25 protein-coding genes and 3 tRNA genes are annotated in these 22,488 nt (G+C 69.7%); 12 read left to right on the top strand and 16 right to left on the bottom strand.

All coding sequences use genetic code 11. The features are described 5' to 3' along the window. Nucleotides 1–2 precede the first annotated feature (2 nt). On the top strand, nt 3–428 hold the full coding sequence (locus NO364_RS14505; protein WP_257627889.1) for a GtrA family protein: 426 nt from the start codon (nt 3–5) through the stop codon (nt 426–428). Between the two features lie 111 nt (nt 429–539). Here NO364_RS14505 and NO364_RS14500 read toward each other — a convergent pair. Further along, nucleotides 540–612 (bottom strand) — tRNA-Asn (locus NO364_RS14500). Between the two features lie 112 nt (nt 613–724). Here NO364_RS14500 and cca point away from each other — a divergent pair. Next, on the top strand, nt 725–2,074 hold the full coding sequence (gene cca, locus NO364_RS14495) for a CCA tRNA nucleotidyltransferase (RefSeq protein ID WP_157690201.1): 1,350 nt from the start codon (nt 725–727) through the stop codon (nt 2,072–2,074). On the opposite strand, the gene NO364_RS14490 is transcribed toward cca, so the two are convergent. Together NO364_RS14490 and NO364_RS14485 are read right to left on the bottom strand one after the other, a co-directional pair. Further along, nucleotides 2,075–3,076 (bottom strand): histone deacetylase family protein, encoded by a 1,002-nt coding sequence (locus NO364_RS14490; RefSeq protein WP_257627888.1) that lies wholly within the window; start codon nt 3,074–3,076, stop codon nt 2,075–2,077. Next, complete coding sequence (locus NO364_RS14485) at nt 3,077–3,508, bottom strand: histone family protein (RefSeq protein ID WP_157690203.1); 432 nt, start codon at nt 3,506–3,508, stop codon at nt 3,077–3,079. 339 nt (nt 3,509–3,847) lie between these two features. On the opposite strand from NO364_RS14485, the gene NO364_RS14480 reads away from it, so the two are divergent. Continuing rightward, a complete protein-coding gene (locus tag NO364_RS14480; protein ID WP_257627887.1) occupies nt 3,848–5,914 on the top strand; it encodes a vWA domain-containing protein in 2,067 nt (688 codons plus the stop codon). Between the two features lie 46 nt (nt 5,915–5,960). Here the strand turns inward: NO364_RS14480 and NO364_RS14475 are convergent, their stop codons facing one another. Together NO364_RS14475 and NO364_RS14470 are read right to left on the bottom strand one after the other, a co-directional pair. Next, nucleotides 5,961–7,424: a single-stranded DNA binding protein gene (locus NO364_RS14475; protein ID WP_257627886.1), complete on the bottom strand. Its 1,464-nt coding sequence runs from the start codon at nt 7,422–7,424 to the stop codon at nt 5,961–5,963. A gap of 122 nt (nt 7,425–7,546) precedes the next feature. After that, nucleotides 7,547–8,026, bottom strand: coding sequence for a hypothetical protein (locus tag NO364_RS14470; protein WP_157690206.1), 480 nt, complete (start codon nt 8,024–8,026; stop codon nt 7,547–7,549). 97 nt (nt 8,027–8,123) lie between these two features. Between NO364_RS14470 and NO364_RS14465 the strand changes: the two genes are divergently transcribed. Beyond that, nucleotides 8,124–8,196, top strand: a tRNA-Arg gene (locus NO364_RS14465). 336 nt (nt 8,197–8,532) lie between these two features. Here the strand turns inward: NO364_RS14465 and NO364_RS14460 are convergent. Then, a complete protein-coding gene (locus tag NO364_RS14460; protein ID WP_157690207.1) occupies nt 8,533–8,955 on the bottom strand; it encodes a hypothetical protein in 423 nt (140 codons plus the stop codon). Between the two features lie 74 nt (nt 8,956–9,029). On the opposite strand from NO364_RS14460, the gene NO364_RS14455 reads away from it, so the two are divergent. Then, entirely contained in the window at nt 9,030–9,650 is a 621-nt protein-coding gene (locus tag NO364_RS14455) for a DUF309 domain-containing protein (RefSeq protein ID WP_157690208.1), read from the top strand. A gap of 357 nt (nt 9,651–10,007) precedes the next feature. Here the strand turns inward: NO364_RS14455 and azf are convergent, their stop codons facing one another. Continuing rightward, the gene (gene azf, locus NO364_RS14450) at nt 10,008–10,796 is read right to left on the bottom strand and encodes an NAD-dependent glucose-6-phosphate dehydrogenase Azf (protein ID WP_257627885.1); all 789 of its coding nucleotides are present in this window, start codon (nt 10,794–10,796) and stop codon (nt 10,008–10,010) included. Nucleotides 10,797–10,884: 88 nt separating this feature from the next. On the opposite strand from azf, the gene NO364_RS14445 reads away from it, so the two are divergent. Beyond that, complete coding sequence (locus NO364_RS14445; RefSeq protein WP_157690210.1) at nt 10,885–11,220, top strand: dihydroneopterin aldolase family protein; 336 nt, start codon at nt 10,885–10,887, stop codon at nt 11,218–11,220. Between the two features lie 80 nt (nt 11,221–11,300). After that, nucleotides 11,301–11,708, top strand: a complete 408-nt coding sequence (locus NO364_RS14440) for a DUF5790 family protein (protein WP_257627884.1) — start codon at nt 11,301–11,303, stop codon at nt 11,706–11,708. Here the strand turns inward: NO364_RS14440 and NO364_RS14435 are convergent, their stop codons facing one another. The 4 genes from NO364_RS14435 to NO364_RS14420 are packed head-to-tail and all read right to left on the bottom strand — an operon-like array spanning nt 11,709 to nt 15,334. Continuing rightward, nucleotides 11,709–12,440, bottom strand: a complete 732-nt coding sequence (locus NO364_RS14435) for a creatininase family protein (RefSeq protein WP_157690212.1) — start codon at nt 12,438–12,440, stop codon at nt 11,709–11,711. A gap of 36 nt (nt 12,441–12,476) precedes the next feature. Further along, the gene (locus NO364_RS14430; RefSeq protein ID WP_257627883.1) at nt 12,477–14,402 is read right to left on the bottom strand and encodes an ABC transporter ATP-binding protein; all 1,926 of its coding nucleotides are present in this window, start codon (nt 14,400–14,402) and stop codon (nt 12,477–12,479) included. A 55-nt stretch (nt 14,403–14,457) separates the two neighbouring features. Beyond that, nucleotides 14,458–14,745 (bottom strand): DUF7538 family protein, encoded by a 288-nt coding sequence (locus tag NO364_RS14425; RefSeq protein WP_257627882.1) that lies wholly within the window; start codon nt 14,743–14,745, stop codon nt 14,458–14,460. Nucleotides 14,746–14,782: 37 nt separating this feature from the next. After that, the gene (locus NO364_RS14420; RefSeq protein ID WP_157690215.1) at nt 14,783–15,334 is read right to left on the bottom strand and encodes a DUF192 domain-containing protein; all 552 of its coding nucleotides are present in this window, start codon (nt 15,332–15,334) and stop codon (nt 14,783–14,785) included. Between the two features lie 86 nt (nt 15,335–15,420). On the opposite strand from NO364_RS14420, the gene NO364_RS14415 reads away from it, so the two are divergent. Then, nucleotides 15,421–15,494: transfer RNA gene (locus tag NO364_RS14415), tRNA-Val, on the top strand. A 280-nt stretch (nt 15,495–15,774) separates the two neighbouring features. Here the strand turns inward: NO364_RS14415 and NO364_RS14410 are convergent. Both NO364_RS14410 and NO364_RS14405 read right to left on the bottom strand, forming a co-directional pair. Further along, complete coding sequence (locus NO364_RS14410; RefSeq protein ID WP_157690216.1) at nt 15,775–16,116, bottom strand: hypothetical protein; 342 nt, start codon at nt 16,114–16,116, stop codon at nt 15,775–15,777. Between the two features lie 40 nt (nt 16,117–16,156). Continuing rightward, nucleotides 16,157–17,155: a hypothetical protein gene (locus NO364_RS14405; RefSeq protein ID WP_157690217.1), complete on the bottom strand. Its 999-nt coding sequence runs from the start codon at nt 17,153–17,155 to the stop codon at nt 16,157–16,159. A gap of 105 nt (nt 17,156–17,260) precedes the next feature. On the opposite strand from NO364_RS14405, the gene NO364_RS14400 reads away from it, so the two are divergent. Genes NO364_RS14400 through NO364_RS14385 form a run of 4 tightly spaced genes read left to right on the top strand, consistent with a single transcriptional unit; the run spans nt 17,261 to nt 21,091 of the window. Further along, nucleotides 17,261–18,655, top strand: a complete 1,395-nt coding sequence (locus NO364_RS14400) for a signal recognition particle protein Srp54 (protein WP_157690218.1) — start codon at nt 17,261–17,263, stop codon at nt 18,653–18,655. A 46-nt stretch (nt 18,656–18,701) separates the two neighbouring features. Further along, the gene (locus tag NO364_RS14395; protein ID WP_257627881.1) at nt 18,702–19,901 is read left to right on the top strand and encodes an MFS transporter; all 1,200 of its coding nucleotides are present in this window, start codon (nt 18,702–18,704) and stop codon (nt 19,899–19,901) included. Nucleotides 19,902–19,951: 50 nt separating this feature from the next. Then, nucleotides 19,952–20,533, top strand: a complete 582-nt coding sequence (locus NO364_RS14390; protein ID WP_157690220.1) for a magnesium transporter — start codon at nt 19,952–19,954, stop codon at nt 20,531–20,533. Further along, entirely contained in the window at nt 20,534–21,091 is a 558-nt protein-coding gene (locus NO364_RS14385) for a magnesium transporter (protein ID WP_157690221.1), read from the top strand. Here NO364_RS14385 and NO364_RS14380 read toward each other — a convergent pair. From NO364_RS14380 to NO364_RS14370, 3 genes are read right to left on the bottom strand one after another with little or no spacing between them, the layout of a single operon-like run. Then, nucleotides 21,088–21,462: a secondary thiamine-phosphate synthase enzyme YjbQ gene (locus tag NO364_RS14380; RefSeq protein ID WP_157691218.1), complete on the bottom strand. Its 375-nt coding sequence runs from the start codon at nt 21,460–21,462 to the stop codon at nt 21,088–21,090. The two genes, NO364_RS14385 and NO364_RS14380, sit on opposite strands and share 4 nt — an antisense overlap. Nucleotides 21,463–21,506: 44 nt before the next feature. Next, nucleotides 21,507–21,923 (bottom strand): RNA-binding domain-containing protein, encoded by a 417-nt coding sequence (locus NO364_RS14375; protein ID WP_157690222.1) that lies wholly within the window; start codon nt 21,921–21,923, stop codon nt 21,507–21,509. Continuing rightward, nucleotides 21,920–22,471 (bottom strand): AAA family ATPase, encoded by a 552-nt coding sequence (locus NO364_RS14370; RefSeq protein WP_257627880.1) that lies wholly within the window; start codon nt 22,469–22,471, stop codon nt 21,920–21,922. Before NO364_RS14370 ends, NO364_RS14375 begins: the two co-directional genes overlap by 4 nt. Nucleotides 22,472–22,488: the final 17 nt, after the last annotated feature.

Raw genomic sequence — 22,488 nt, 5'->3', positions numbered from 1 at the left:
CGATGCTCAGGCGCTTCTTGCGGGCGATCCTGGTCGGTCCGGAGGCCCCACAGATCCGCCGGTTTTTCGTCGTCGGTGCCGCCGCGGCCGGCTTCCAGACGGCCCTGCTCGGCACGCTCGTCGAGTGGGGGAACGTCCAGTATCTGATCGCGGCGGTCCTCTCCATCGAGACGACGATCATCCTCCAGTACGGCGTGAACAACCGCTGGACGTTCTACGACTCCCGACACGACGGCTGGCGCGAGTACGGCCGGGGACTCCTGCGGACGAACCTCGTCCGTGGCTCGGCCATCCCGATCCAGGTCGGCGTGCTCTACGCCCTCGTCTCCGCTGTGACCATCCCCTACCTCGTCGCCAACGGCGTGGGTATCGTCGTCAGCGGAGTCTACCGCTACGTCCTCGACTCGCGGTGGACGTGGCAGGGCTGATACGGAGTATTGTAACTGTGTCCCGGTGGTTCGGACAGTCCGGCGAACCACCGGTACTGACGTACAATACACAGTATGAGTCGGGGACTCCGCGGGTAACGTCGAAGGAGGCGCCGTCGCCAGGGCTCGAACCTGGGACCACCTCGTTAACAGCGAGGTGCTCTACCATCTGAGCTACGACGGCTCGATTTCCGATAGTCGAAGTCGCCTCAAAGGGCTTTCGTTTTTACCCGGTCCCCGTCGGTCGGTCACACGCGACCGACACCCTTTCGCCCGACCGGACGGATGACCCCTCCATGAGCGATTCGAAGGCGGTGCTCTCGCGCGTGGCCGACCGCGTGACGCCCGCCCCGGCCGAGCGGGAGCGACTCCGGGCCGCCGTCGACGACCTGACCGCTCGGGTTCGGGACGCCCTCTCGGAGCTACCGGTCGACGCCAGGATCGTCCAAGTCGGGTCGACGGCCCGCGGCACGTGGCTCGCCGACGACCGCGACATCGACCTCTTCGTCTGTTTCCCGCCGGACCTCGCACGCGACGAACTGGAGCGCTACGGGCTCGCCGTCGGCCGCGCCGCCCTCCCCGACGGCCACGAGGAGTACGCCGAACACCCCTACGTCACCGGCGACGTACGGGGGTTCGACGTCGACCTCGTCCCCTGTTACGATGTCGACGACGCGACGGCCATCCAGTCGGCGGTCGACCGGACACCCTTCCACGACGCCTACCTGCAGGAACGCCTCGATCCCGACCTGAAACGGGACGTGCGCCTGTTCAAGGCCTTCCTGACCGGCATCGGTGCCTACGGCAGCGACCTCCGGACTCGCGGCTTTTCGGGCTACCTCTCCGAACTCCTCGTCCTCGAGTACGGTGGGTTCGAGGCGCTCCTCCGTGCCGCGGCCGACTGGCAGCCGCCCGTCCGGCACGACCCCGAAGCCCACGGGACGACGACCTTCGACGACCCGCTCGTCGTCGTCGACCCGACCGACCCGGAGCGCAACGTCGCCGCCGTCTGCGCCGCCGAAAACGTGGCCCGCCTCCAGCACCACGCCCGTGAGTTCTTGGCCGACCCCCGCGAGGACCCCTTCCACCCGTCCGAGCCGGACCCCCTGGAGCCCGACGCGGTCCGCGCCCACCTCGACCGCCGGGGCACGACCCCGGTGGCCGTCGTCTTCGAGACGCCGGACCTCGTGGACGACCAGCTCTACCCACAGCTTCGCAAGTCCCTCGATGGAATCGTCGGAGAACTCGAACGCCGGGGGTTCGACCCCCTCCGTTCCGCGACGTTCGCCGACGAACGGGCGGTCCTCCTGGTCGAACTCGCCGTCGACGAACTCCCGGCCATCGAGCGCCACGATGGCCCCCCGGTTCACGTCCGCGAGCACGCGACCGGGTTCTACGAGGCCTACGCCGGGACCGACACCTACGGCCCGTTTCTCGACGCCGACCGCTACGTCGTCGAACGCGAGCGCGAGGTCACGACGCCCCGGGACCTCCTCGCGGGCGACGCCATCTTCGACGTGGCACTCGGCGCCCACGTCGAGACGACCCTGGAGGCGGATTACGACTTGCTGGTCGGCGACGACGTGGCCGCGCTGGCCGACGAGTTCGGCGTCCCTCTCGCCCGCTACTTCGATCCCGGCCCGTGACTACAGGTCGTGGCGCTCCCGCAGGTCGTCGAGCAGGTCGCGGGTCGCCGCCGTCGGCTCGTCGTCGTCCCCGACCGGCGACCGCCCGTCGAACGTCTCGTGGACGGTCGCGATGCTCTCCGAGAGCGTGTCGAGACCGTAGCCCCCCTCGAGGACGAACCCGAGGCCGGCGCCGACGGCGTCGGCCGTCTCCCGCACCGCGTCGGTGAGGAGGGCGTACCCCTCCGTCGAGAGGCGCATCCGCGAGATGGGGTCGTGACGGTGGGCGTCGAACCCCGCGCTGACGAGCAGGAGGTCCGGATCGAACCGCTCGACCGCCGCACCGATCGTCTCCCACGCGAGCAGGTAGTCGGGGTCGCCGGCACCCGATTCGAGAGGGACGTTGAACGTCGTCCGCTCCCCCGCGCCCGAGCCGATTTCGTCGGCGTCGCCCGTCCCCGGATACAGCCCCTGCTCGTGGATCGACGCGTAGAACACGTCGTCGCGGTCGTAGAAGATGTCCTGCGTCCCGTTGCCGTGGTGGACGTCCCAGTCGAAGATGACGACCCGGTCGGCCGCCCCGTCGTCGATGACCGTCTGGGCGGCGACGGCGGCGTTGTTGAAAAAACAAAAGCCCATGGCGTCGTCCGCGACGGCGTGGTGGCCCGGCGGCCGCCCGAGCGAGAACGGCGTCCGGCGGCCGTCGTCGCCCGCGAGGGCGCGCTCGGCGGCCCACTGTGCCAGTCCCGCGCTCGCCAGCGCGGCGTCCAGCGTCCCCTCGGAGGCGACGGTGTCGGGGTCCCAGTTCCCGCCGCCGTTCGCACAGAACTCCCGTAGCTCGTCGACGTACTCCTCGTCGTGGACCGCGGTGACGGCCGATATCGAGGCCGGATCGGCCGCCACGTACTCGACGGCGTGCCGGCGCGAGAGCTGCTGTCGGATGGCCCGCAGCCGGTCGGCCGTCTCCGGGTGCCGCTCGCCCGTGTCGTGCCCGAGACAGGTTTCGGTGTAGCCGAACTGCATCTATTCGAAGAGGGCGAAGTACGTCTCGATGTCCTCGGCTTGGATCGTTCGCCGGTCGGCGTGATCCGCGAGCGTCGCCGCCGCGGCCGCGACGTTGTCGGCGTAATCCTCGAGGATGTCGGCGAGGGCGATCCGTGCGTCCATCGACACGCGATAGCGACCGTCGATTTCGAGCCGGGCGATGCGGTCGACGGGCGCAACGGGCAGTTCGAGCGACTCCCTGTCGACGACCTGCTCGACGCCGAAGTCGGCGGCCATCAGGGTCTTTCGCCCGTCCGCCGTCGCGTGGTCGGCCGCGTCGGCGGCGAGGTCCGCCCCGTGATCCTGGATGCGCCGGGCGAGTTCCTCCGCCGCCCCCGCACTCACCCGGAGGTCGCCCGCGTTCCGACGGATGATCGTGTCCACCGGGGCGAACGGCAACTCGACGCTCATACTCCGATAGGCGTCCGTGGCGCGTATAATCCTTTCCGTCAGCGTGGCGTTCGGCCGGCCGGGACCCCGATCGACGGCGCCGGTCGCCGCCGTCGCCGCGCCGAACCCGCCGGTCGTGGTGGTGCACCCCGCTCCCGTCGGGTTATCTTCGGGCGACGTCGCCCGCCGGTGCGCCGACCGATAATCGACCGTTAGCTCGGAAAACTCCGGATTAACCGACACAAAGTGACGATTAGCTATGGGTATGGGTGGTCGTAACACGATAGGCTCACTCCGGCGACCGGCGGTCGGCGGTGGTTCGACTCCACCGGTGAGCGTCCCCGAAAGGGGGTGGCACACATGAACGACGACTTCGAACTCTCACGGCGGAAGGCGCTGGCCGCGCTCGGTACCATCGGTGCCGCGTCGGCGGGTGCCGGCCTCGGTACCAGCGCGTACTTCAGCGATCAGGAAACGTTCGAGAACAACGAGCTGGTGGCCGGGACGCTCGACTTGAAGATGGACTGGGAGGAGCACTACTCCGACTGGTCGACCGACGAAACACAGGTCGACGGGGGGTCGGTCGAGACGCGGATGGAGCCGCCGACGGACAGCACTCCGGGAACGTGGACGGCCTTCCCGATCGGATCCACCTCGCCGGACGTCTGGGTCCGATCCGACGATTCGGTCGGCACCGACGGCGACTCCTCGCTCGACGCATACATGGACAACACGTCGATCGAGGCGTATCCGGACCCCGACGACGACGGGATCCAGGACGCCGCGACGACCATCTGTGGCTCCGACAGCGACCTCGCGGACGTGCCCGACGACCGCGACCCGACCGCGAGCGAGTCGCTCCGGACGCTCAACAACTCGAGCGAGTCGGGACGGGGGGAGGCAACGTTCGACGACGTCGACGACGGGGACGGTACCGGCCCGCTCCCCCTCCTCAACCTCGAGGACGTCAAGCCGGGCGACTACGGCGAAGTCACGTTCAGCTTCCACCTGTGCGACAACCCCGGGTTCGTCTGGCTGACGGGCGACCTCGAGGAGGCACGGGAAAACGGCACCACCGAGTCCGAGGCGGACGATCCCGACGAGGATGGGCCGACGGACGAGGTGGTCACCGAGACGTCGGCGATCCCCGACAGCGACGTCGAACTCCTGGAGGAGATCCGCGTCGCCGTGTGGTACGACGACAACTGCGACAACATCCAGCAACGCGGCACCAGTCCGGAGGGGCTCGTCACCGGCGGTTCGCTCGCCGACTTCCTCACCGATGCCGCCTCGGGCGACGGCATCCCCCTCACCGGCGACATCGCCGCGTCGGAGGGCGGCGGCATGGGACGCAACTGTTTCTCGGGGGGGAGCAAGCACTGCATCGGCTTCTCGTGGTGGCTCCCGGTCGACCACGCCAACGAGATCCAGAGCGACTCCGTCTCGTTCGACCTCGGCTTCTACACCGAGCAGTGCCGTCACAACGACCAGACGGTCGACACCGAGTGCGAGCCGTGTAGCTTCGACACGACCGTCTCCACCGATCCGGAGGTGTCCATCCTGAACACGGACGCCTCGGCGTTCCCGGACCTGAGTACGTTCGTGCGTGTCGACACCGCCGCCGGCAACGCGGGCGACCTCGTCTCCGAGGACTTCGCGCTCTGTGAGGGCGGCTGTGATCAGGACGTGACGGCGACGTTCAACCCCGGGGAACGCCAAGCCGACATCGTGTTCGTCTTCGACGACACGGGGAGCATGGGCGACGAGATCAGCACGCTCCAGTCCCAGATCACGTCGTTCATCGACGACGTCGAGGCGGAGGGTATCGACGCCCGCTACGCGCTGGTCAGCTTCAAAGACACGGTCGAGACCGACCTCGACTTCACGTCCGACTCCGACGCGATTCAGACCGCCGTGAACGGTCTCTTCGCCACCGGGGGTGACGATTTCCCGGAGGACAACCTCGACGCGCTTGGCGTGGCGACGCGGAATCTCTCCCCCGACAGCGGCACGGCGCTCTCGACGTACCGGTCGGGCGCCCAGCGGATCATCATCGACATCACGGACGCCTCGGGCCACGTCGATGAGGAGGGCACGGACGCACCCTTCACCGATCTCACGAGATCCGACATCGAGGGGTACCTCAGCGGATACACCTACTACGCGGTCTCGACCGACCTCACGTTCGGGGACGGCGAGATCACCAAACGGGAAGTCGCGAATCTCGTGGACGGCACGTGGATCGACATCGCCTCGGCCGACTTCGACGTGATCCTCTCCGATCTCGTCGACGAGATCACCGCCCCGACCTACCGCCTCGACTACACCACGCCGAACACCACGACCACCGGCGATCCGCGGACGGTCGAACTGCAGGTCGACGATCCGACCGGCACGCTCCACGGGGAGGCGACCTACACGCCGTAATCGGGTATCGCCGACGGCGGTCCGCCACCCCCGCACTCACCCCCTCCTAGTACACCTCGTCCGCGTCGATCCGCCCCTCGCGGATCGGTCCGCTCACGGTCACTTCCTCCCCCAGTCGCAGTTCCGCGTCCGTCTCCACGCTCCGCGTCTCGCTCCCGTCGTCGAGGACGACCGGGTCGCCCGCCTGTACGACCGTCCCCGTGAACTGGACGGTCTCGCCGTCGGCCGGTTCGTCGTCCGTCACGTCGGCGTCCGCGTCGGCGCCGGTGGCACCGCCGTCGCTACCGCCGTCGCCGAAGGCACCGAGCCCCGGACTCCCGTCGCTGCCCCCGTCCCCGCCACTCCCGCCGCCGGCGTCGATCCCGGCGGCGTCCTCGGGGGGATCGGTCACCGTCACCGTCGACCGCCACCCTGCGGAGGCCTCGAGGTCGTCCTGCCACCCCTCCTGGATCTCGACGTCCGTGACGACGACGTAGTCCGCGAGGTCGATATCGAGGTCGGCTTTCTCGCCCCACAGCGCGACCCGGATGTCGCCCGTCTCGTCCTTGAGTCGGACGTTCCGGACCTGCCCCTCGCTCCCGTCGTCGCGGTCGAACGTCCGCTTCGGGTCGGTCTCGATGACCCCGCCCGCGAGGTCGACCGTCTGCCCGAGTTCCAGATCGGAGATCGGCGTCGTCTCGGGGTCGTAGGCGATCGACTCGTCGATCTCCTCGACCGCGCCCCGCGAGCCGACGTGGAGTTCCAGGTCGCCGTCGCGCTCCCGGACGTAGCCGTCGACCACCTCGACGCTCGTTCCGGCGTCGAGTTCCGTCGCGCGGTCGGCGCGCTCGTCCCACAGCGTCACCCGGATCCGTCCCGTCTCGTCGCCGAGCGTCAGGTTGGCGACCCGCCCCTCCGAGCCGTCGTCGCGGTCGAAGGTCCGGACCGAGTCCGTCGCCAGCACCCGGCCCCGCAGGTTCACGTCCGAGAGGCCGAGCGAGAGGTCCTCGATCCGGTAGGTGTCCCGGATCTCGACGTCCACCTCGGCGTCCTCGTCGATCTCGGCCTGATCGACGCTCACCTCGACGCCGCTGTACCCCTCCTGTGGCCGGCCCTTGATCCGGAGCACGTCGCCGACGTCGACCTCGCCGTCCGCGACCGACTGGGCCATCCGGTCCCAGAAGGAGATCCGCACCTGACCGGTGCCGTCGGCCACGTCGACGTTGATGACGCGGCCCTCGTCGGCGTCCTCGCCGTCCTCGTCGCCGTCGCCGTCGCCGTCGCGGTCGAACGTCCGCAGGTCGCCCACCCCGATCACCTTCGCGAGGAACTTCACTTCGTCCATCCCGGGATCGATGTCGGCGACGCCGCTCACCTCCTCGTCCTCGAGTTCGTGGGCGATGAGCATCGCCGCCGTCTCCTCGTCGGCGAGCCCCCCCATCTGCTCGACCTTGTCGTGGACGGCGGCCTCGAACTCCTCGAACGCCACGTCGGTGTCGAGGTCCTCGTAGACGTCCTCGATTACACCCATCGTACCGTGCAACAGGCGAACCCTCCGGTTAAGCGTTGTCCTTGCCCGAACGTCGCCGTCTCATCCGCCGATTCCGGGCGTTTTCCATGGCGGCTCACGTCCCGCGATACCCCCGCCTTCGCCTATGAATCCACGGCCACGTCCGCGACTCGCTCTCGCCCGCCCGCCGCGTCGTGGATCACCCGCACCGACCGCGGCCGCCCGCTCGACAGGTCGACCGTCGCCACGTAACCACGGGGGACGAGCGCCTCCGTACAGGAGACCTCCGGCGGCGCGTCGCGGCGCGTCGTCACGACCACGACCAACCGGGAACCCTCGACCGTCGCCGAACCGAAACTGGCGATCGAACACCCGTTCGGTCCCGTCACACACCCCGTTACCCGGACCCGCGACGCCGAGACGTCGACCGACGCCGTCTCCGGGTCGTCACACCGCCCCGTATCCCGGATCGACGCGTCGCTCAGTCGGAGCGGCTCGTCCGGCGACGGCTCGGCCGGCGACGGCTCGGCCGGCGGTCCGGCACAGCCGCCGACCGCGAGCAGCGACACCGTCCCGAGCAGGGTCCGTCGGTCCATGTCGCCCACGTCGCCCGGCGCGGCCATACCCTTTCCGGAGCCTCAAAGCACCGTTTGACCGTCGCCGCCGAGCGCCGCCACGGATCGTAACCGTCTTATGTCGATCCCGGGTATGGAGGAATGAGTCCTGATAGGGTAGTGGACTATCCTCTTGGCTTGCGGAGCCAGGGACCGGAGTTCAAATCTCCGTCAGGACGTTTTCAGCGGCACAATACGACGAGCGTAGCGAGTCGTCCGTGCCGCGGAAAACTCACCGGAAGATTTGAGCAGACGAGACGCAGCGGCCGAGCGAAGCGAGGTCGACCGTCTCGGCGGGTTCAAATCTCCGTCAGGACGTTCACTTCAGTCGTGACCTGACTTCGTCAGGTTACTCCTTCCGTCGCCGGCGCTACGCACCGGCTGCCCGAGGGACCGCCGGTCCCTCGCCGTTCGCGTGGGACTCCGTCAGGACGCGGCCGACACAACCCCGCCGAGCGTAGCGAGAGGCGAACGAACATCTCGGCGAACGCGGAGCCGTGAGTCCCGAGCCGCGATCACTCCCCGTCCTGCGCCCGTGCCTTCCACTCCCGTTCCTGCTGTCGCTCGGCGACGTGCCGTCGGCCGTCGGCGAGCCGGTCGTGGACCTCCTCGCCGAACGCCACCGCGTCCTCGAGGAACGTCGCCTGGAACGTCTCCAGCACGTCGTACGACCACCGGCCGGCCGCCGCCTCGTCGTCGCAGGCCGGCAGCACGCCCCGCGGGAGGTACTCGTCGCGTAGCCGGTTCGCCGCCCCTTCGTGGCCCGCCTCACGGAGTCGCCGCTCGGCGGTCGCCAGGTGATCCATCGCCCGCCCGGTGCTGTGGTGGAAGGCGACCAAGTGGCCGTGGGCCCGGTGGAGGTGTTCGACCCCCAGTTCCACCTCGTGAAGCGCCTCGCGCTCGACGTCGGTCAGGTCTCCGCCGCTCGGTTCGTTCATGTCATACAATACCACTCGACGGGGTATGTGCGTTACGACGACGCGACTTTCCGTCTCCGTGTCCAACCGCGGGCATGGACGCGGCGCTGCGTGCCGGAATCGCCCTCTACAACGGCGGCGAGTACCACGCCGCCCACGACCCATGGGAGGACGTGTGGCTCGACCGTTCGGACGGCACCGACGACGAGCGGTTCCTCCACGGCCTGATCCAGTTCACGGCGGCGATCCACCACGCCCGGACCCGCAACTGGAGCGGTGCCGCCGGCCTCGCGGCGAGCGCCGGCGACTACCTCGCTGGTCTCGATTCGCCGTACCGGGGCGTCGCCGTCGCGCCGATTCGCCGGGCGCTCGCGACCCTCGCGGCCGACCCCGAAGTCGCCGAGCGCCGCCGACCGCCGCCGATCCGCCACGAGGGGCGACCCCTCGCGCTCGCGGACCTGCGGTTCGACGCGGCGGCGGCCGCCGCGACGGCACTGGCCGATGAACACGGCTACGATCCGGCGGTCGTCGACCTCGCGATCGGGTTCGCCCGCGAGGAGATCGAGGGTGGCGAGCGGACCCTGTTCACCACGACGCTCCTGGAGTTCGTGACCGCGGACGCCGACCGTGGCCTGGTCTACCGACGCCTCGCCGACCACGTCGAGCGACGGCAGCGGGAGTACGCGGACGTAGACGGACTGTTCGACGCCGACTGATACCGTTTATTGTAAGTCAGTACCGGTGGTTCGACGGCCCGTCTCGGCGCACCACCGGCACCCAGTTACAATAATCCGTATGAGCGGCCATCAAAAGAGCGAGACGGCGTACGCGAGCGACGAGAACACCATCAGTCCCACGAGTACGATAGCGATGATCTGCTGGCGATCCATACGCACACGAGCGCCTTCGCACACAAGTAGGTTGGCCACCCGGCGTCGGTTACCCCGCGGGGGACGCCATCCGACGGATGCAGACCACTCACGGCCTGTACGACTACGACGTCGACGGTCCCCGAACACCCGACTCCCGAGGGTGTGTGATTCCGTCAGTCCCGAGTACGGAACCGCCGAAAACTACGTCCCGTCCCTCGGCTCGCCCGCGAGCGTGTACGCCGCCGAATCGTCCTGGGGCTCGTACCCAAGCACCTCCTTGGCGCGCTCGATGGAGTAGTACTTGCGTTCGTTGTCGGAGATGCCGTAGACGATTTCGTAGCCGTAGTCGGCCCGGATACAGCGGTCGAAGAGGTGGGCACAGTCGCGGTGGGAGAGCCACATCGCCTGTCCGCGCTCGTAGTTGCGCGGCGGGTGGTCAGCGGTGAGGTTGCCGATGCGGACACAGACCACCGAGAGGCCCTCGCTGTCGTGGTAGTAGCGCCCGAGCGTCTCGCCGGCCGCCTTGCTCACGCCGTAGAGGTTGCCGGGACGGGGGAGTTCCGTCCCGTTGAGGCGGTAGTCGTCGTCGGTTCGGTACATGTCGGGAGTGCGCGTGTCGGTCTCGTAGGCCGAGACGGCGTGGTTCGAGGAGGCGAACGCCACCTTCTCGACGCCGGCGTCGACCGCCGCTTCGAACACCGTCTGCGTGCCGTCGATGTTGTTCTCGAGTACCGAGTTCCACGGCGCCTCCGGACGGGGGTCGCCGGCGAGGTGGATCACGGCCCCGACGCCGTCCATCGCCTCGGTCATCGCCGTCGTGTCGGTCACGTCCTCGACGATCACGTCGTCGTCGGTCACGCCCGGCGGGAGGCGGTCCGCCGACAGCGGTTCCCGGTCGAGCAGCCGCCACTCGTGGCCCTCGCCGATCCCGTGCAGGATGGCCTGCCCGACGCGTCCCCCCGCGCCAGTCAGTAACACCGGGTCGTCCATTCGGGCGTCAATGGAACGACCCGGACCAAGTAAGGACCGATTCGGCCTCGGGCGACAGGCCTTCCCCTCCCCCGACCGACGGTCAGCCATGGTCACCGACGCCCAGCACGCCTGCTTCGAGGCGGGCATCAAGTTCGGATCGCTCTACCACCAGTTCGCGGGCACGCCCGTCTCGCCCGACAGCGCCGCGAGCCTCGAACGCGCGATGGCCGAGGCCATCGAGAACCAGCCGTTCTGTGAATCTGTCGACGTCGATATCGACGAGGATGCCCTGGCCGCGGCGGCCGACGACCACGGCTACGTCGAACTCACGGGGCGGTTCATGGAGGTGGAGATGCGCATCGAGTACGAGGGCGTCGTCGTCCGCACCGAGATGACGATGGCGGACGGCTACCCCCTGATGCGGCCGGTCGACGTCGAGTAGCGGACACGCGGCCGACGCGCCGCCGTTTCACTTTCACTTTCGGGCGTGCGTTTAACTCACACGCCGGCGAACCGTCGGTCATGAGCCAAACGACGTTCAGCGACGACGAACTCTTCGGCGAGGCCGCGGCGGAGATGCGCGACGACGTCGAGGAGCACCTCGCGGCGGCGCGCGCGGAACTCCCCGAGGCCGACGAGGTCTGGGAGACCGAGGCCGACAACGTCCTCGGCGTCCTCAACGCCCTCCGGTCGGCGCTCGACGTCGGCGAGGCCGAGGAACACCTCCGGCAGGCCAAGAAGTGGTACACGATGGGCGAACGCGCCGACGCCTTCGACGACGCCGCCGACCTCGCGGCGGCCATCGAGGATCTGGAGGGGCTGATCGAGACGATCCGGGCGACCCACGACGACGTGAGCGACCTCACGAACGCGGTGCCGGAGCTTCGGGGGTCGCTGCAGGACCTCGACGCCGACGGCGGCGAGGACTGATCACGCCGACGGGTCCCGCTCGGAAACCGCCGTCAACAGTCGCGCGAGCGAATCGGCCGCCGACTCCAGTAGTTCCTCGCCCAGCGCCGCGTCGCCGGCGCCCGGATCGCCGACGACGCCGTTTGCCGTGAACTCGTCCGAGTCGTGGGCGAGGTTCGTCCCCGTCCCCGGCACCCAGTCGCCCCACGCTTCGCTCGCGCCCTCGCGGGCCGCGTCGATCCGCCCCTCCCGCACCAGTTCGGGGTGGGTCGCGCGCAACAGCGCCGTCTCCAACGGCCCGCCGTGTCCCATCTCGCTCCCGTGGTCGCCGACGGCCTCGAACCAGGTGAAGGGGACGGCGTAGGCGTCGTCGTGGCGACTGATCGTCGCCGTCACCTCGCCGAGCGCGGGGACGTTCCCCCCGTGGCCGTTGACGACGATCACCCGGCCGAAACCGTGGTGGGCGAGGCTCCCGACCACGTCCCGGACGTAATCCCGGAAGGTGTCGGGCGACACCCAGAGGGTGCCGTCGAACCGGCGATGTTCCTCCGCGACGCCGACCGGAACCGTCGGGGCGACGACGACGTCGCCGTCGTAGGCGTCGGCGCCCGCCTCGGCGACCGTCTCGGCGTGGTACGCGTCGGTCCCGAGGGGCGCGTGGGGGCCGTGTTGTTCGGTGCTCCCGACCGGCAACAGCGCGAGGTCGGTGTCGGCGTCGCGGACGTCCGTCCAGGTGACGTCGCTGAGGTGCATACCGGACTCTCGTCGCCGGGGGACTTCAACCGCCGGCTAATCGTCCAGGTCGACGTCCACGTCGGCCCGGGCGCCCCGTTCGGTCGCCCGCTCGACGAACTCCGCGGGGAGGTCGTCGATCTCGCCGGCCTGCACGCCCCAGAGGCTGGCGTAGAGGCCGTCGGCCGCCAGCAGTTCCTCGTGGGTCCCCTGCTCGACCACCTCGCCGCCGTCGAGGACGACGATGCCGTCGGCGTCTTTCACAGTGGAGAGGCGGTGGGCGATGACGAACGTGGTGCGGTCGGCGGTCAGCCGGTCAAGCGACCGCTGGATCAGCATCTCCGTCTCGGTGTCGACGTCGCTGGTGGCCTCGTCGAGGATCAGGATCTCCGGATCCTTCAGCATCGCTCGGGCGATAGCGAGGCGCTGGCGCTGGCCACCGGAGAGTTTCACGCCCCGCTCCCCGACCATCGTGTCGTAGCCGTCGGGCAGGTTCGTGACGAACTCGTGGGCCTCCGCGGCCGCCGCGGCCGCCCGCACCGCCTCGTCGCTCGCGTCGAAGGTCCCGTAGGTGATGTTCTCGCGGACGGTGCCGTAGAAGAGGAACGTCTCCTGGCTGACGTAGCCGATAGCGCTCCGGAGGCTGGCGAGGGTCACGTCGCGGACGTCCGTCCCGTCGACCCTGACTGCCCCGTCGTCGACGTCGTACATCCGCAGGAGTAGTTTCAGCGCCGTCGACTTCCCGGCGCCGGTCGGGCCGACGAGCGCCACCGTCTCGCCGCCACCCGCCTCGAAGGAGACGCCGTCGAGGATGACCTCCGCCTCGTAGCCGAAGGTCACGTCGTCGTACTCGACCCGGCCCTCGTCGACGACCAGTTCCGTGGCGTCCGTCGCCTCGTCGATGCCGGCATCCTCGTCCATCAGCCCGAAGATGCGGGCGGCGGAGGCGTACGCCCGCTGGTACATGTTGATGATCTGCCCGAACTGCGCCATCGGCCAGATGAACCGCTGGGTGTAGAGGATGAAGGAGACGAACTCGCCGGGGCGGAGCGTGCCGGTGAAGAGCCACGGGCCCTCGCCGCGGAACACCCAGAGCCCGCCGATGGTGAAGGTGAGCGCGAAACCGATGCCCGCGAGCACCCGGAGCCCCGGGAAGAACTTGATCCGCGTCTCGATGGCGTCCCAGTTGGCGTCGAAGTAGTCGCCGGACACCTCCTCGACGCGTTCGGCTTCGTAGCTCTCGGTGTTGCTCGTCTTGATGACTTGGATACCCCCGAGGTTGTTCTCCAGCCGCGAGTTGACCTGGCCGACCGTCGAGCGCACCTCCGCGTACTTGGGCTGGATGGTGTTCACGAACCGGTAGGTGAAGACGGCGATCAGGGGAACGGGCAGGAGCGCCACGACGGCGAGCTGTGGGTTCATCCACAGCAGGATGGCGGCGATGCCGACGACCATCACGCCCAGCCGGAACGCCGCGTTCAGGCCGTCGTTGAGAAAGCGCTCCAGCCGGTTGACGTCGTTCGACAGCACCGACATCATCTCGCCGGTCTGCTTGTCGGCGAAGAAGGTCATGTTCAGCCGCTGCATCGCGTCGTACGTGTCCGTCCGGATGGCGTGCTGGACGTGCTGGGCGAACCGGTTCCACCCCCAGTTTCGCACCCAGTGGAGGGCGGCACCCCCCAGAAACGAGAAGAGGACGATGCCGACGATCAGCCAGAACTGCCGCTCGGGATCGGTGGGGAGCCACCGGTCGGGGACCAGCGGCAGACCGAACGGTCCCTCGTCGAGGAAGATGGCGTCGACGGCGATGCCGAGCAGGAGCGGCGGCAACAGGTCGAGCACGCGCGCCAGGACGCTGGCGAGGACGCCGACCGCGAACACGCCACGGCGCTCCTCGCCGTACTCGGCGAACAGCCGCCGCATCGGGTTCGCCGTTCGCTCCCGCTGCTCCTCGAAGGGGTCGTCGTCCGCGGGGACGTCCATCGTTCCCATTCGGGGACGCGACAGCAAAAGGCTGACCCGTCGACGCCGTATCGCGCTACAGCGACCGCCCCTCGACCGCGGGGTCGACGCCCGCAGCGTCGAGGTCGACGCGTACCCGCTCCCGGAGCGGGTCGGGCACCGTCCCCCGCCCCACCGGCACCGCCGTCTCCCCGTCGCCTTTCACCTTCCAGTAGAGGACGCAGTCGCTCGGTGCGTAGTACTCGACGGCGTACCGATCGCCCTCGCCGCGGTAGTGAACGCGGGCCGCGAACCCCTCGGCGCGCCACCCCTCGCGGTCGTCGAGCGCCTCGACGGCCTCCGCGTCGCGTCCGCTCTCGCTCATGTCCCCGCTTCGGGCACCGCGGGCCTGTGACTTTCGATCACACGTCGTCGACCCGGACCCGGTCGCCCACGTCGATGCCCGTCCGGTTCGTATACCCCATCGGTACCTCCAGGACGTACTTCGCGCGGCCCGAGTACTCCGTCAGGTCGCCGTCGGCCTCCACCGGGGCGTGGTGGATGGTCGTGATCGTGCCGTTCGCGGCCACGAACACCATGTCGAGCGGGAAGGCCATGTCGCGCATGACGTAGCCGTGCCGTGCCTCGCTGTCGTGGACGAACAGCATCCCCTGCCCGGGTTCGAGCGCCGAGGTGTCGCTCAGCCCGGTGTAGCGTTTCACGAACGAGTCGGCCACCCAGACCTCCACCGTCGCCAGCTGTGTCCCGTTCTCGTCGACGACGTCGACCGTCGTCGTCTCGTAGCTACTTCCCGGCGTCGACACCGGGGTGTCCGGCGCCGTCGTCCCGGCGGCCGTGGCGGTCGGCTCCGGCGTGTCGGTGGCCGTCGGATCCGATCCACCCCCGCCCGAACAGCCCGCGAGGACGGCGAGGAGGGCGACGGCGACGGCGAGGTACTGCACGCGGCGGCGCATGGTTGCAGACGCGGCCGCGCGAGGGTAAGCGTTTCGCGAGTGGAGACAGAAACCGTTATTCGGCCGGGGGACGGTGTTCGCGACGAGGGCTCGTGGTCTAGCTGGTTATGACGCGGCCTTTACAAGGCCGAAGTCGGTGGTTCGAATCCGCCCGAGCCCACTACAACCCGCGAGCGACAGCGAGCGGGTCGTCGTCCCGAGGGCGGTTCGAATCAGGGAACGAAGCGAGCGACGGCGAGCGGAGTGACCGTGGTTCGAATCCGCCCGAGCCCATCCACCTTTTGCGCTGCGGGCTGGCTTCGCCAGCCCTCGGCAAAAGCTGGAGCAAAAGTACTGCGTCGCTCCCGTCGGTCGCTCCTTGACCCACTCGCTCACCCCGTTCGCTCGTGGTGAGTCACCCGTCGCCCCGCCCGGGTCCACCCCTGACGACCCCGCGGCCGCTACGCCGGGCTCGCCGTCGCCTCGACGTCGTCGGTGTCCTCGGGGACGTCGACGGTGAAGGTCACGCGCTTTTGCTCGTCGGCCTCGAACGAGACGACCTGACTCTCGTCGACGAGGACGGTCCCCTCGCTGTCGAGCAGTTCGAGCGTCACCTCGACGTCGCCGGCGGCGCCGTCGTTCCGGACGACGACGTGGACGTCGCTCTCGCCGAACAGGGCGTCGATGCCGCCCTCGAACTCGGTGTCGACGACGGCCGGTTCGGGCGAGGAGAGGGCACTACAGCCCGCGGCCCCCGTCAGGAGTGCGACGCCGAGGCCCGCGGCCGCTCGTCTGGTGTACATGCCTCCGCGTAGCCGATGCGGGGTGAAGGCTCTTCTGGCGTCACAGCAGCCGGATCAGGGAGTTCTCCACCTCGCCGGCGACGGTGACGAACCGGCCCTCGCGCCGGTACTCCTCGATCGGTTGGCCGACGTGACGGGTGTCGATCTCCTCCTCGACGGCCGATCGGTCGACCGTCGCGTCCGTCGGGAGGACGTAGGTGCGCTCGGCCCACGACGTCGATTCCCGGACGTCGAGGCGGCGGCCGGTGGCGACGGCGTCGCTCAGCGGGTAGTCCGCGTCGGCCGGTTCGAGTTCCCGTCCCGTGACGAAGTCGGCCGTCCCGAAGCCCTCGACGAGGGCGGCGAGGCCCTCGTCCTCGTCGACGCGGACCGTGCCGGCCCGGTGCTGTTCGAGGGCCGTCGCCAGCGGCGCCGTCGCCGACTCCTCGGCCCCGATGCTGACGAGCACGTCGGGGTGGAGGCCGACGGCCCTGATCCGTCCCTCGCGGGTCCGGGTGAACCGCGCCACGTCGTCGACGTACCCGTCGGCAGCGAAGCCGGCGTCGCGGAGGGCGTCCCGGAGCGCGTCGGTGTCGAACGAGCCGCCAGCGACCCGGTAGGACTCGTTGGCGACGCGGGAGTGGTTCACCGTCAGGACGGCGTCGAGCGAGTCGACCGGCACCTCGACGCCGAAGTACGACGCGGTGCGTTGACGCCAGTACCGATCCAGCGACGCCGCGAACGCCTCGCTGGCGTCCGCCCGCACCGCCGACAGCGAGAGGTGCGTGAACTCGTAGGTGTGTGGTGTGACGGGCGTGGGCGCCACCAGCCACGACCGGTAGGGGTCGAGCGACCGCTCCCCGACGGTGGGCGTCGGTGTGGGTGTCGCCGTCGGGGTGGCCGTCGCCGACTCGGTCGGGGGATCGGTCGTCGCCGCGGGCGTGGCCGTCGGCGTCGCCGTCGTCGACTCGGCCCCGTCGGACTCGGCACAGCCGGCGAGACCGCTCGACGCGGCCGTCAGCGCCGCCAGAGCCCCACGGAGGTACGCGCGCCGGTCCATCGCCACGCGTTGGAACCGGGGTGACTTATACTCGTTCCCGCCCCCACGCCCGGCCGTTCGCCGTGAACAAAGGCTTTACCGGCGCCGGCGCGTAGCGGCGGGCAAATGGTACTCGATGATCTCGGGAGTTCCCTCCGCGGCACCCTCTCGAAACTGCAGGGGAAATCCCGGCTCGACGAGGACGACGTGCAGGAGGTCGTCAAGGAGATTCAGCGCTCCTTGCTCCAGGCCGACGTCGACGTGAACCTCGTGATGGACCTCTCGGACTCGATCGAGACGCGCGCGCTGGAGGAGGAACCCCCCGGCGGCACGAGCGCCCGCGATCACGTCCTGAAGATCGTCTACGAGGAACTGGTCGACCTGATCGGGGAGTCGACGGAGCTGCCGCTCGAACCACAGACCATCCTACTCGCCGGCCTCCAGGGGTCGGGCAAGACCACCTCCGCCGCGAAGATGGCGTGGTGGTTCTCGAAGAAGGGGCTCCGCCCGTCGGTCATCCAGACCGACACGTTCCGGCCCGGCGCCTACGATCAGGCCGAACAGATGGCCGACCGCGCCGAGGTGGAGTTCTACGGCGACCCCGACTCCGACGACCCCGTCGAGATCGCTCGCGAAGGGCTGGAGGCGACCGCCGACGCCGACGTCCACATCGTCGACACCGCGGGCCGGCACGCCCTCGAGGACGACCTGATCGCGGAGATCGAGGAGATCGAGTCGGTCGTCGACCCCGACCGCTCCCTGCTCGTCCTCGACGCCGCCATCGGCCAGGGCGCCAAGGAGCAGGCCCGCCAGTTCGACGACTCCATCGGCATCGACGGCGTCGTCATCACGAAACTCGACGGCACCGCGAAGGGCGGCGGCGCGCTGACGGCGGTCAACGAGACCGACTCCTCCATCGCCTTCCTCGGCACCGGCGAGACGGTCCAGGACATCGAGCGCTTCGAGCCCGACGGCTTCATCTCCCGGCTGCTGGGGATGGGCGACCTCAAACAGCTCTCGGAGCGCGTCGAGCGGGCGATGGCCGAGACGGGCGAGGAGGAGGACGACTGGGACCCGCAGGACATCATGGAGGGCTCGTTCACCCTCAAGGATATGCAAAAGCAGATGGAGGCGATGAACAACATGGGGCCGCTGGACCAGGTGATGGACATGATCCCCGGCATGGGCGGCGGGCTGATGGACCAGCTCCCCGACGACGCCATGGACGTCACCCAAGAGCGGATGCGGACCTTCGACGTGGCGATGGACTCGATGACCGACGAGGAGCTCGAGAACCCCCGCATCGTCGGGCAGGAACGCGTCGAGCGCATCGCCCGTGGCGCCGGCGTCGACGAGGAATCGATCCGCGAACTCCTCGAACAGCACCGGATGATGGAACGCACGATCAAGCAGTTCCAGGGGATGGGCGACGGCGACATGCAGCGGATGATGAAGAAACTCCAGCAGGGCGACGGTGGCGGCGGCATGGGCGGCATGGGCGGCATGGGGCCGTTCGGCTGATCGACGGCCCGGGATTTTTGGTCGGGACCGTCCGTAGACACGCGCCGTGCCGAACGCCGATCACCCGTGGGTTGCCCGCCTCCGGACGCTCGACGTCCTCGCGCTGACCGCGCTGTTGTGGTTTCTGGCCAAGTTCCTCCGGTACGCCTTTCCGCCGCTGTTCGGGACGTTCCGGGAACTCTACGGCGTCTCCAACACCGAACTCGGGACGCTCTTTTCGGCGCTGATGGCCGGCTACGCCGTGATGCAGTTCCCCTCCGGTGCGCTGGCCGACCGAATCGGTGTCGTCCGCGTCATCGTCGCGGGCGCGCTCGTGGCGTCGGGGGCGTCCTTCGCGCTGTTCGTCTCGACGCAGTACGCCCTGCTGACGGTCGCCGTCGTCGGTATCGGCCTCGGCACCGGCGCCCACAAGACGGTCGCTATCACACTCCTCTCGGCGGTGTACCCCGACCGGACCGGCCGGGCGCTCGGCGTGATGGGCACCGTCGGCGAATTCGGCGGGGCACTCGCCCCCGTTCTCGTGGTCACCGTCCTCGCGGCCGCGCTCCGGTGGCAGTCGCTCTTCCTGGGAGCCGCCCTCGGCGGCCTCGTCCTCGCGGGCGCTTTCGCCCTCCGCGTGCCCGCCCGTCTCCCCGACGCGGGTGCGATCCCCGAAACCGGTGACGACACCGGCTTCCGGACCTATCTCGACGCCTTCACCGTCCCGTCCCTGACGGCGTTCGCCGTCGCTGCCGTCTGTATCGCGTTCTCGGTCAGCGGCGTCACCGCCTTCCTCCCGCTGTTCCTGGAGAGTCGACCCGGCGTCGACGCCAGCGCGGCCGGTCTGCTGTACAGCGGCTTCTTCCTCGTCTCGGGTGTCCAGCCGATCACCGGCGACGTCGCCGACCGACTCGGTCGCCTGCGTGTGATCGCGGCCCTCCTCCTGCTCGCGATCACGGCGCTGCTCACGCTGCTCGTCGCGGGCACCGGGCTCGTCACCGTCGGGACGGCGACGCTCGCGCTCGGGGTCGGGATCCACGGGATTCGACCCGGCCGCGACGCCCACCTCATGGCGATCATCCCGGACGACGTGGTCGGCGGGACGCTCGGCATCGTGCGGACGTCGATGCTGGGCATGAGCGCCGTCTCGCCCGCGGTCGTCGGCTACCTCTCCGACGTGTCGACGTTCGACGTCGCCTTCGGCGTCCTCGCGGTGGCCTTCGGCCTCGCGGCGGTCATCGTGCTCGGCCTCGCGCTCGCGCGGTAGTCGTCGACCGGCCCCCCGACTTTTCATCCCGGCCCGCATTGCTTCCGACGATGAGCGTCCAGGAGGTTGCCGTCGAGGCCTACCGCGAGGCACTCCCGGCGCTCGGTGCCAGCCTCGTCGGCGGCCTGCTGGCCGGCCTCGTCCTCGGCGGGATGCGTTCGGACCTCCAGACCGTCGAGGGCCTGCTCGTCCTCGTGCCCGCCCTGCTCGCCACCCGCGGCAACGTCTACGGCTCGTTCGGGGCGCGGCTGGCGACCGGCCTCCACCAGGGACTGATCGAGCCGCGGGTCCGCGCCGGCGACCGCCGCCTCCGCGCCGCGGCGGCCGCAGCCCTCGCCAACGGGGTCGCCACCTCGCTGTTCGCCGCCGCCGCGGCCGTCGCCATCCTCTCGACGCTCGGGCTGCCCGTCGCCGGCCTCGGCCGACTCCTCGGCATCGCCCTCGTCGCCGGCCTCCTCTCGGGAGTCACGCTCACCGCCGTCGTCGTCGCCGTCGTCTTCGCCGGCTACCGCCGCGGTCACAACCCCGACACGCTCGTCGGCCCCCTCGTCACGACGACCGGCGACGTCTTCGGCGTCCTCTTTCTCCTGATCGCGGTCCGAACCGTCGCGCTCCTCCTGGGGGCCGCCTGAATGTCGACGACGTGGTCCGTCCGCGCCATCACGCGTGCGATGCTTCCCGTCCTCCTGATTTTGACCCTCGTCGAACTCGGGAGCGGCCTCGTCCTCGGGCGCTTCGAGTCGACGCTCCTGCGCTATCCCTCCCTGCTCGTCCTCGTGCCCGTCACCATCGGCACCGCCGGCAACCTCGGGAGCATCCTCGCGGCCCGGCTCTCGACGGCCTTCCACCTCGGGACGCTCTCCTTCGCGGCCGACGACGAGACGTTCGCGGGTAACGCCGTCGCTACCGTCGCGCTCGCGGCCTCCATCTTCCCGCTCGTCGGCCTCGGTGCGTGGGGGCTGACCGCGCTCGCCGGGTCGACGAACCTGCCGCTCCCGACCGTCCTCGCCGTCTCGATCACCAGCGGCCTCTCGCTCGCCGTCCTCGCCGTCCTCGTCACCGTCGTCGCCACCTACGCGGCCTACCGGTTCGAACTCGATCCCGACGACGTGGTGATCCCCGTCGTCACCAACGTCTGTGACGTCCTCGGCGTCGTCCTGCTCTACCTCGCGGTCCTGTGGTTCGTCTAGACGACCCGGACCGTCCGCTCCCGGGGGCCGTCGCACTCGACGAACAGGACGGACTGCCAGCGGCCGAGCGCTGGGGTGCCGTCGACCACCGGAACCGTCTCCCCCGGGCCCAGCACCAACGCCCGCAGGTGTGCGTCGGCGTTGTCGTCCAGCCGGTCGTGTGCCCACCCCTCGTCGGGCACCAGATCCGAGAGGAACGCCTCCACGTCGTCGAGCAGGTTCGGTTCGGCCTCGTTGACGACGACGCCCGCGGTGGTGTGTTCGACGAAGACGGTGACGGTGCCGTCGGCGTCGTCGGGGATCGCCGCGGCCACCCGGTCGGTCACGTCCACCACGTCGAGGCGGGCGTCGGTCGAGACGGTGAACTCCATGGATCCGCTCTCGGTCGGCACGCCGAAAAAGCCCCGCGCCGCCCTCACCCGTCGTCGCGTTCGACCGGCCGCCCCTCCTCGGTCGGCGGTGCGACGTGGTCGACGAACGCCTCCACGTCGGGTTCGTGGACGGTCACCTGTACCTCGATGTCGCCGAGTTCGTCCGGGTTGCCGACGGCGAAGTTGATCACGCCCTCGAACGCCGCCTGCTTTTTCAGCGCGAACGCGAAGCCGTCGTCGTCGGCCCGCCGGAAGAACTCCGTCCGGGCGGTGTCGAGGATCTCCTGTTCGTGCAGGCGCTCGGAGAACCCCTCCATCGAGTGGGCCTCGGCCACCAGCCGTCCCGGCTCCTCGTCGATTTCGGCGTTCGGGAACAGGTTGCGGACCGCGTCGGCCACTCGGTCGGTCACCTCCGTGTCGCGAACGGGTGCGACCACCCGTACGTCGATCCGGTGGATCATCGTTCGACCTCCACGGCCAACAGGTCGCGGATCCGGTCGTGGAACGCCGCCAGCGATCCCGTGTTCTCGACGGTCACGTCCGCCCGATCCATGACCTCGCCCATCCCGAAGCCGAGTTCGCGCTCCTCGCGCTCGCGGAGGGCCTCCCGGTCGGCGTCGGAGGCGTCGCGTCCGCGGTCGGCCAGCCGCGACGCCCGGGTCTCGAACGGCGCCTCGACGCTCACGAGGACGAACGCGTCGCCGAACGCCGCCTCGAAGCGGTCCACCTCCGCGGGCGACCGGAGGCCGTCGACGACGACCGTCTCCGCGTCCGAAAGCGCCGCCTCGATCCGCGGGAGCGACCGCTCGGCGATGGCCGCCTCGCCCTCCTCCTCGCGGAGCGCCGTCGCCACCGTGCCGTGGTGTTCGTCCGGATCGAGCCCCCGGTCGCGACACGCCTCCCGGATCACGTCGCCCATCGTCACGACCGGCACGCCCGCCTCGCGTGCGACCGTGGCGGCCTCTCCCTTGCCGCTCCCGGGGAGCCCCACGGTGCCGAGTACCTTCATCGACCTCCCGTACCCGC

Source organism: Haloplanus salinarum, from assembly GCF_024498175.1.
Lineage (GTDB): Archaea > Halobacteriota > Halobacteria > Halobacteriales > Haloferacaceae > Haloplanus > Haloplanus salinarum.
This window is presented reverse-complemented; position numbering and strand designations above follow the sequence as displayed.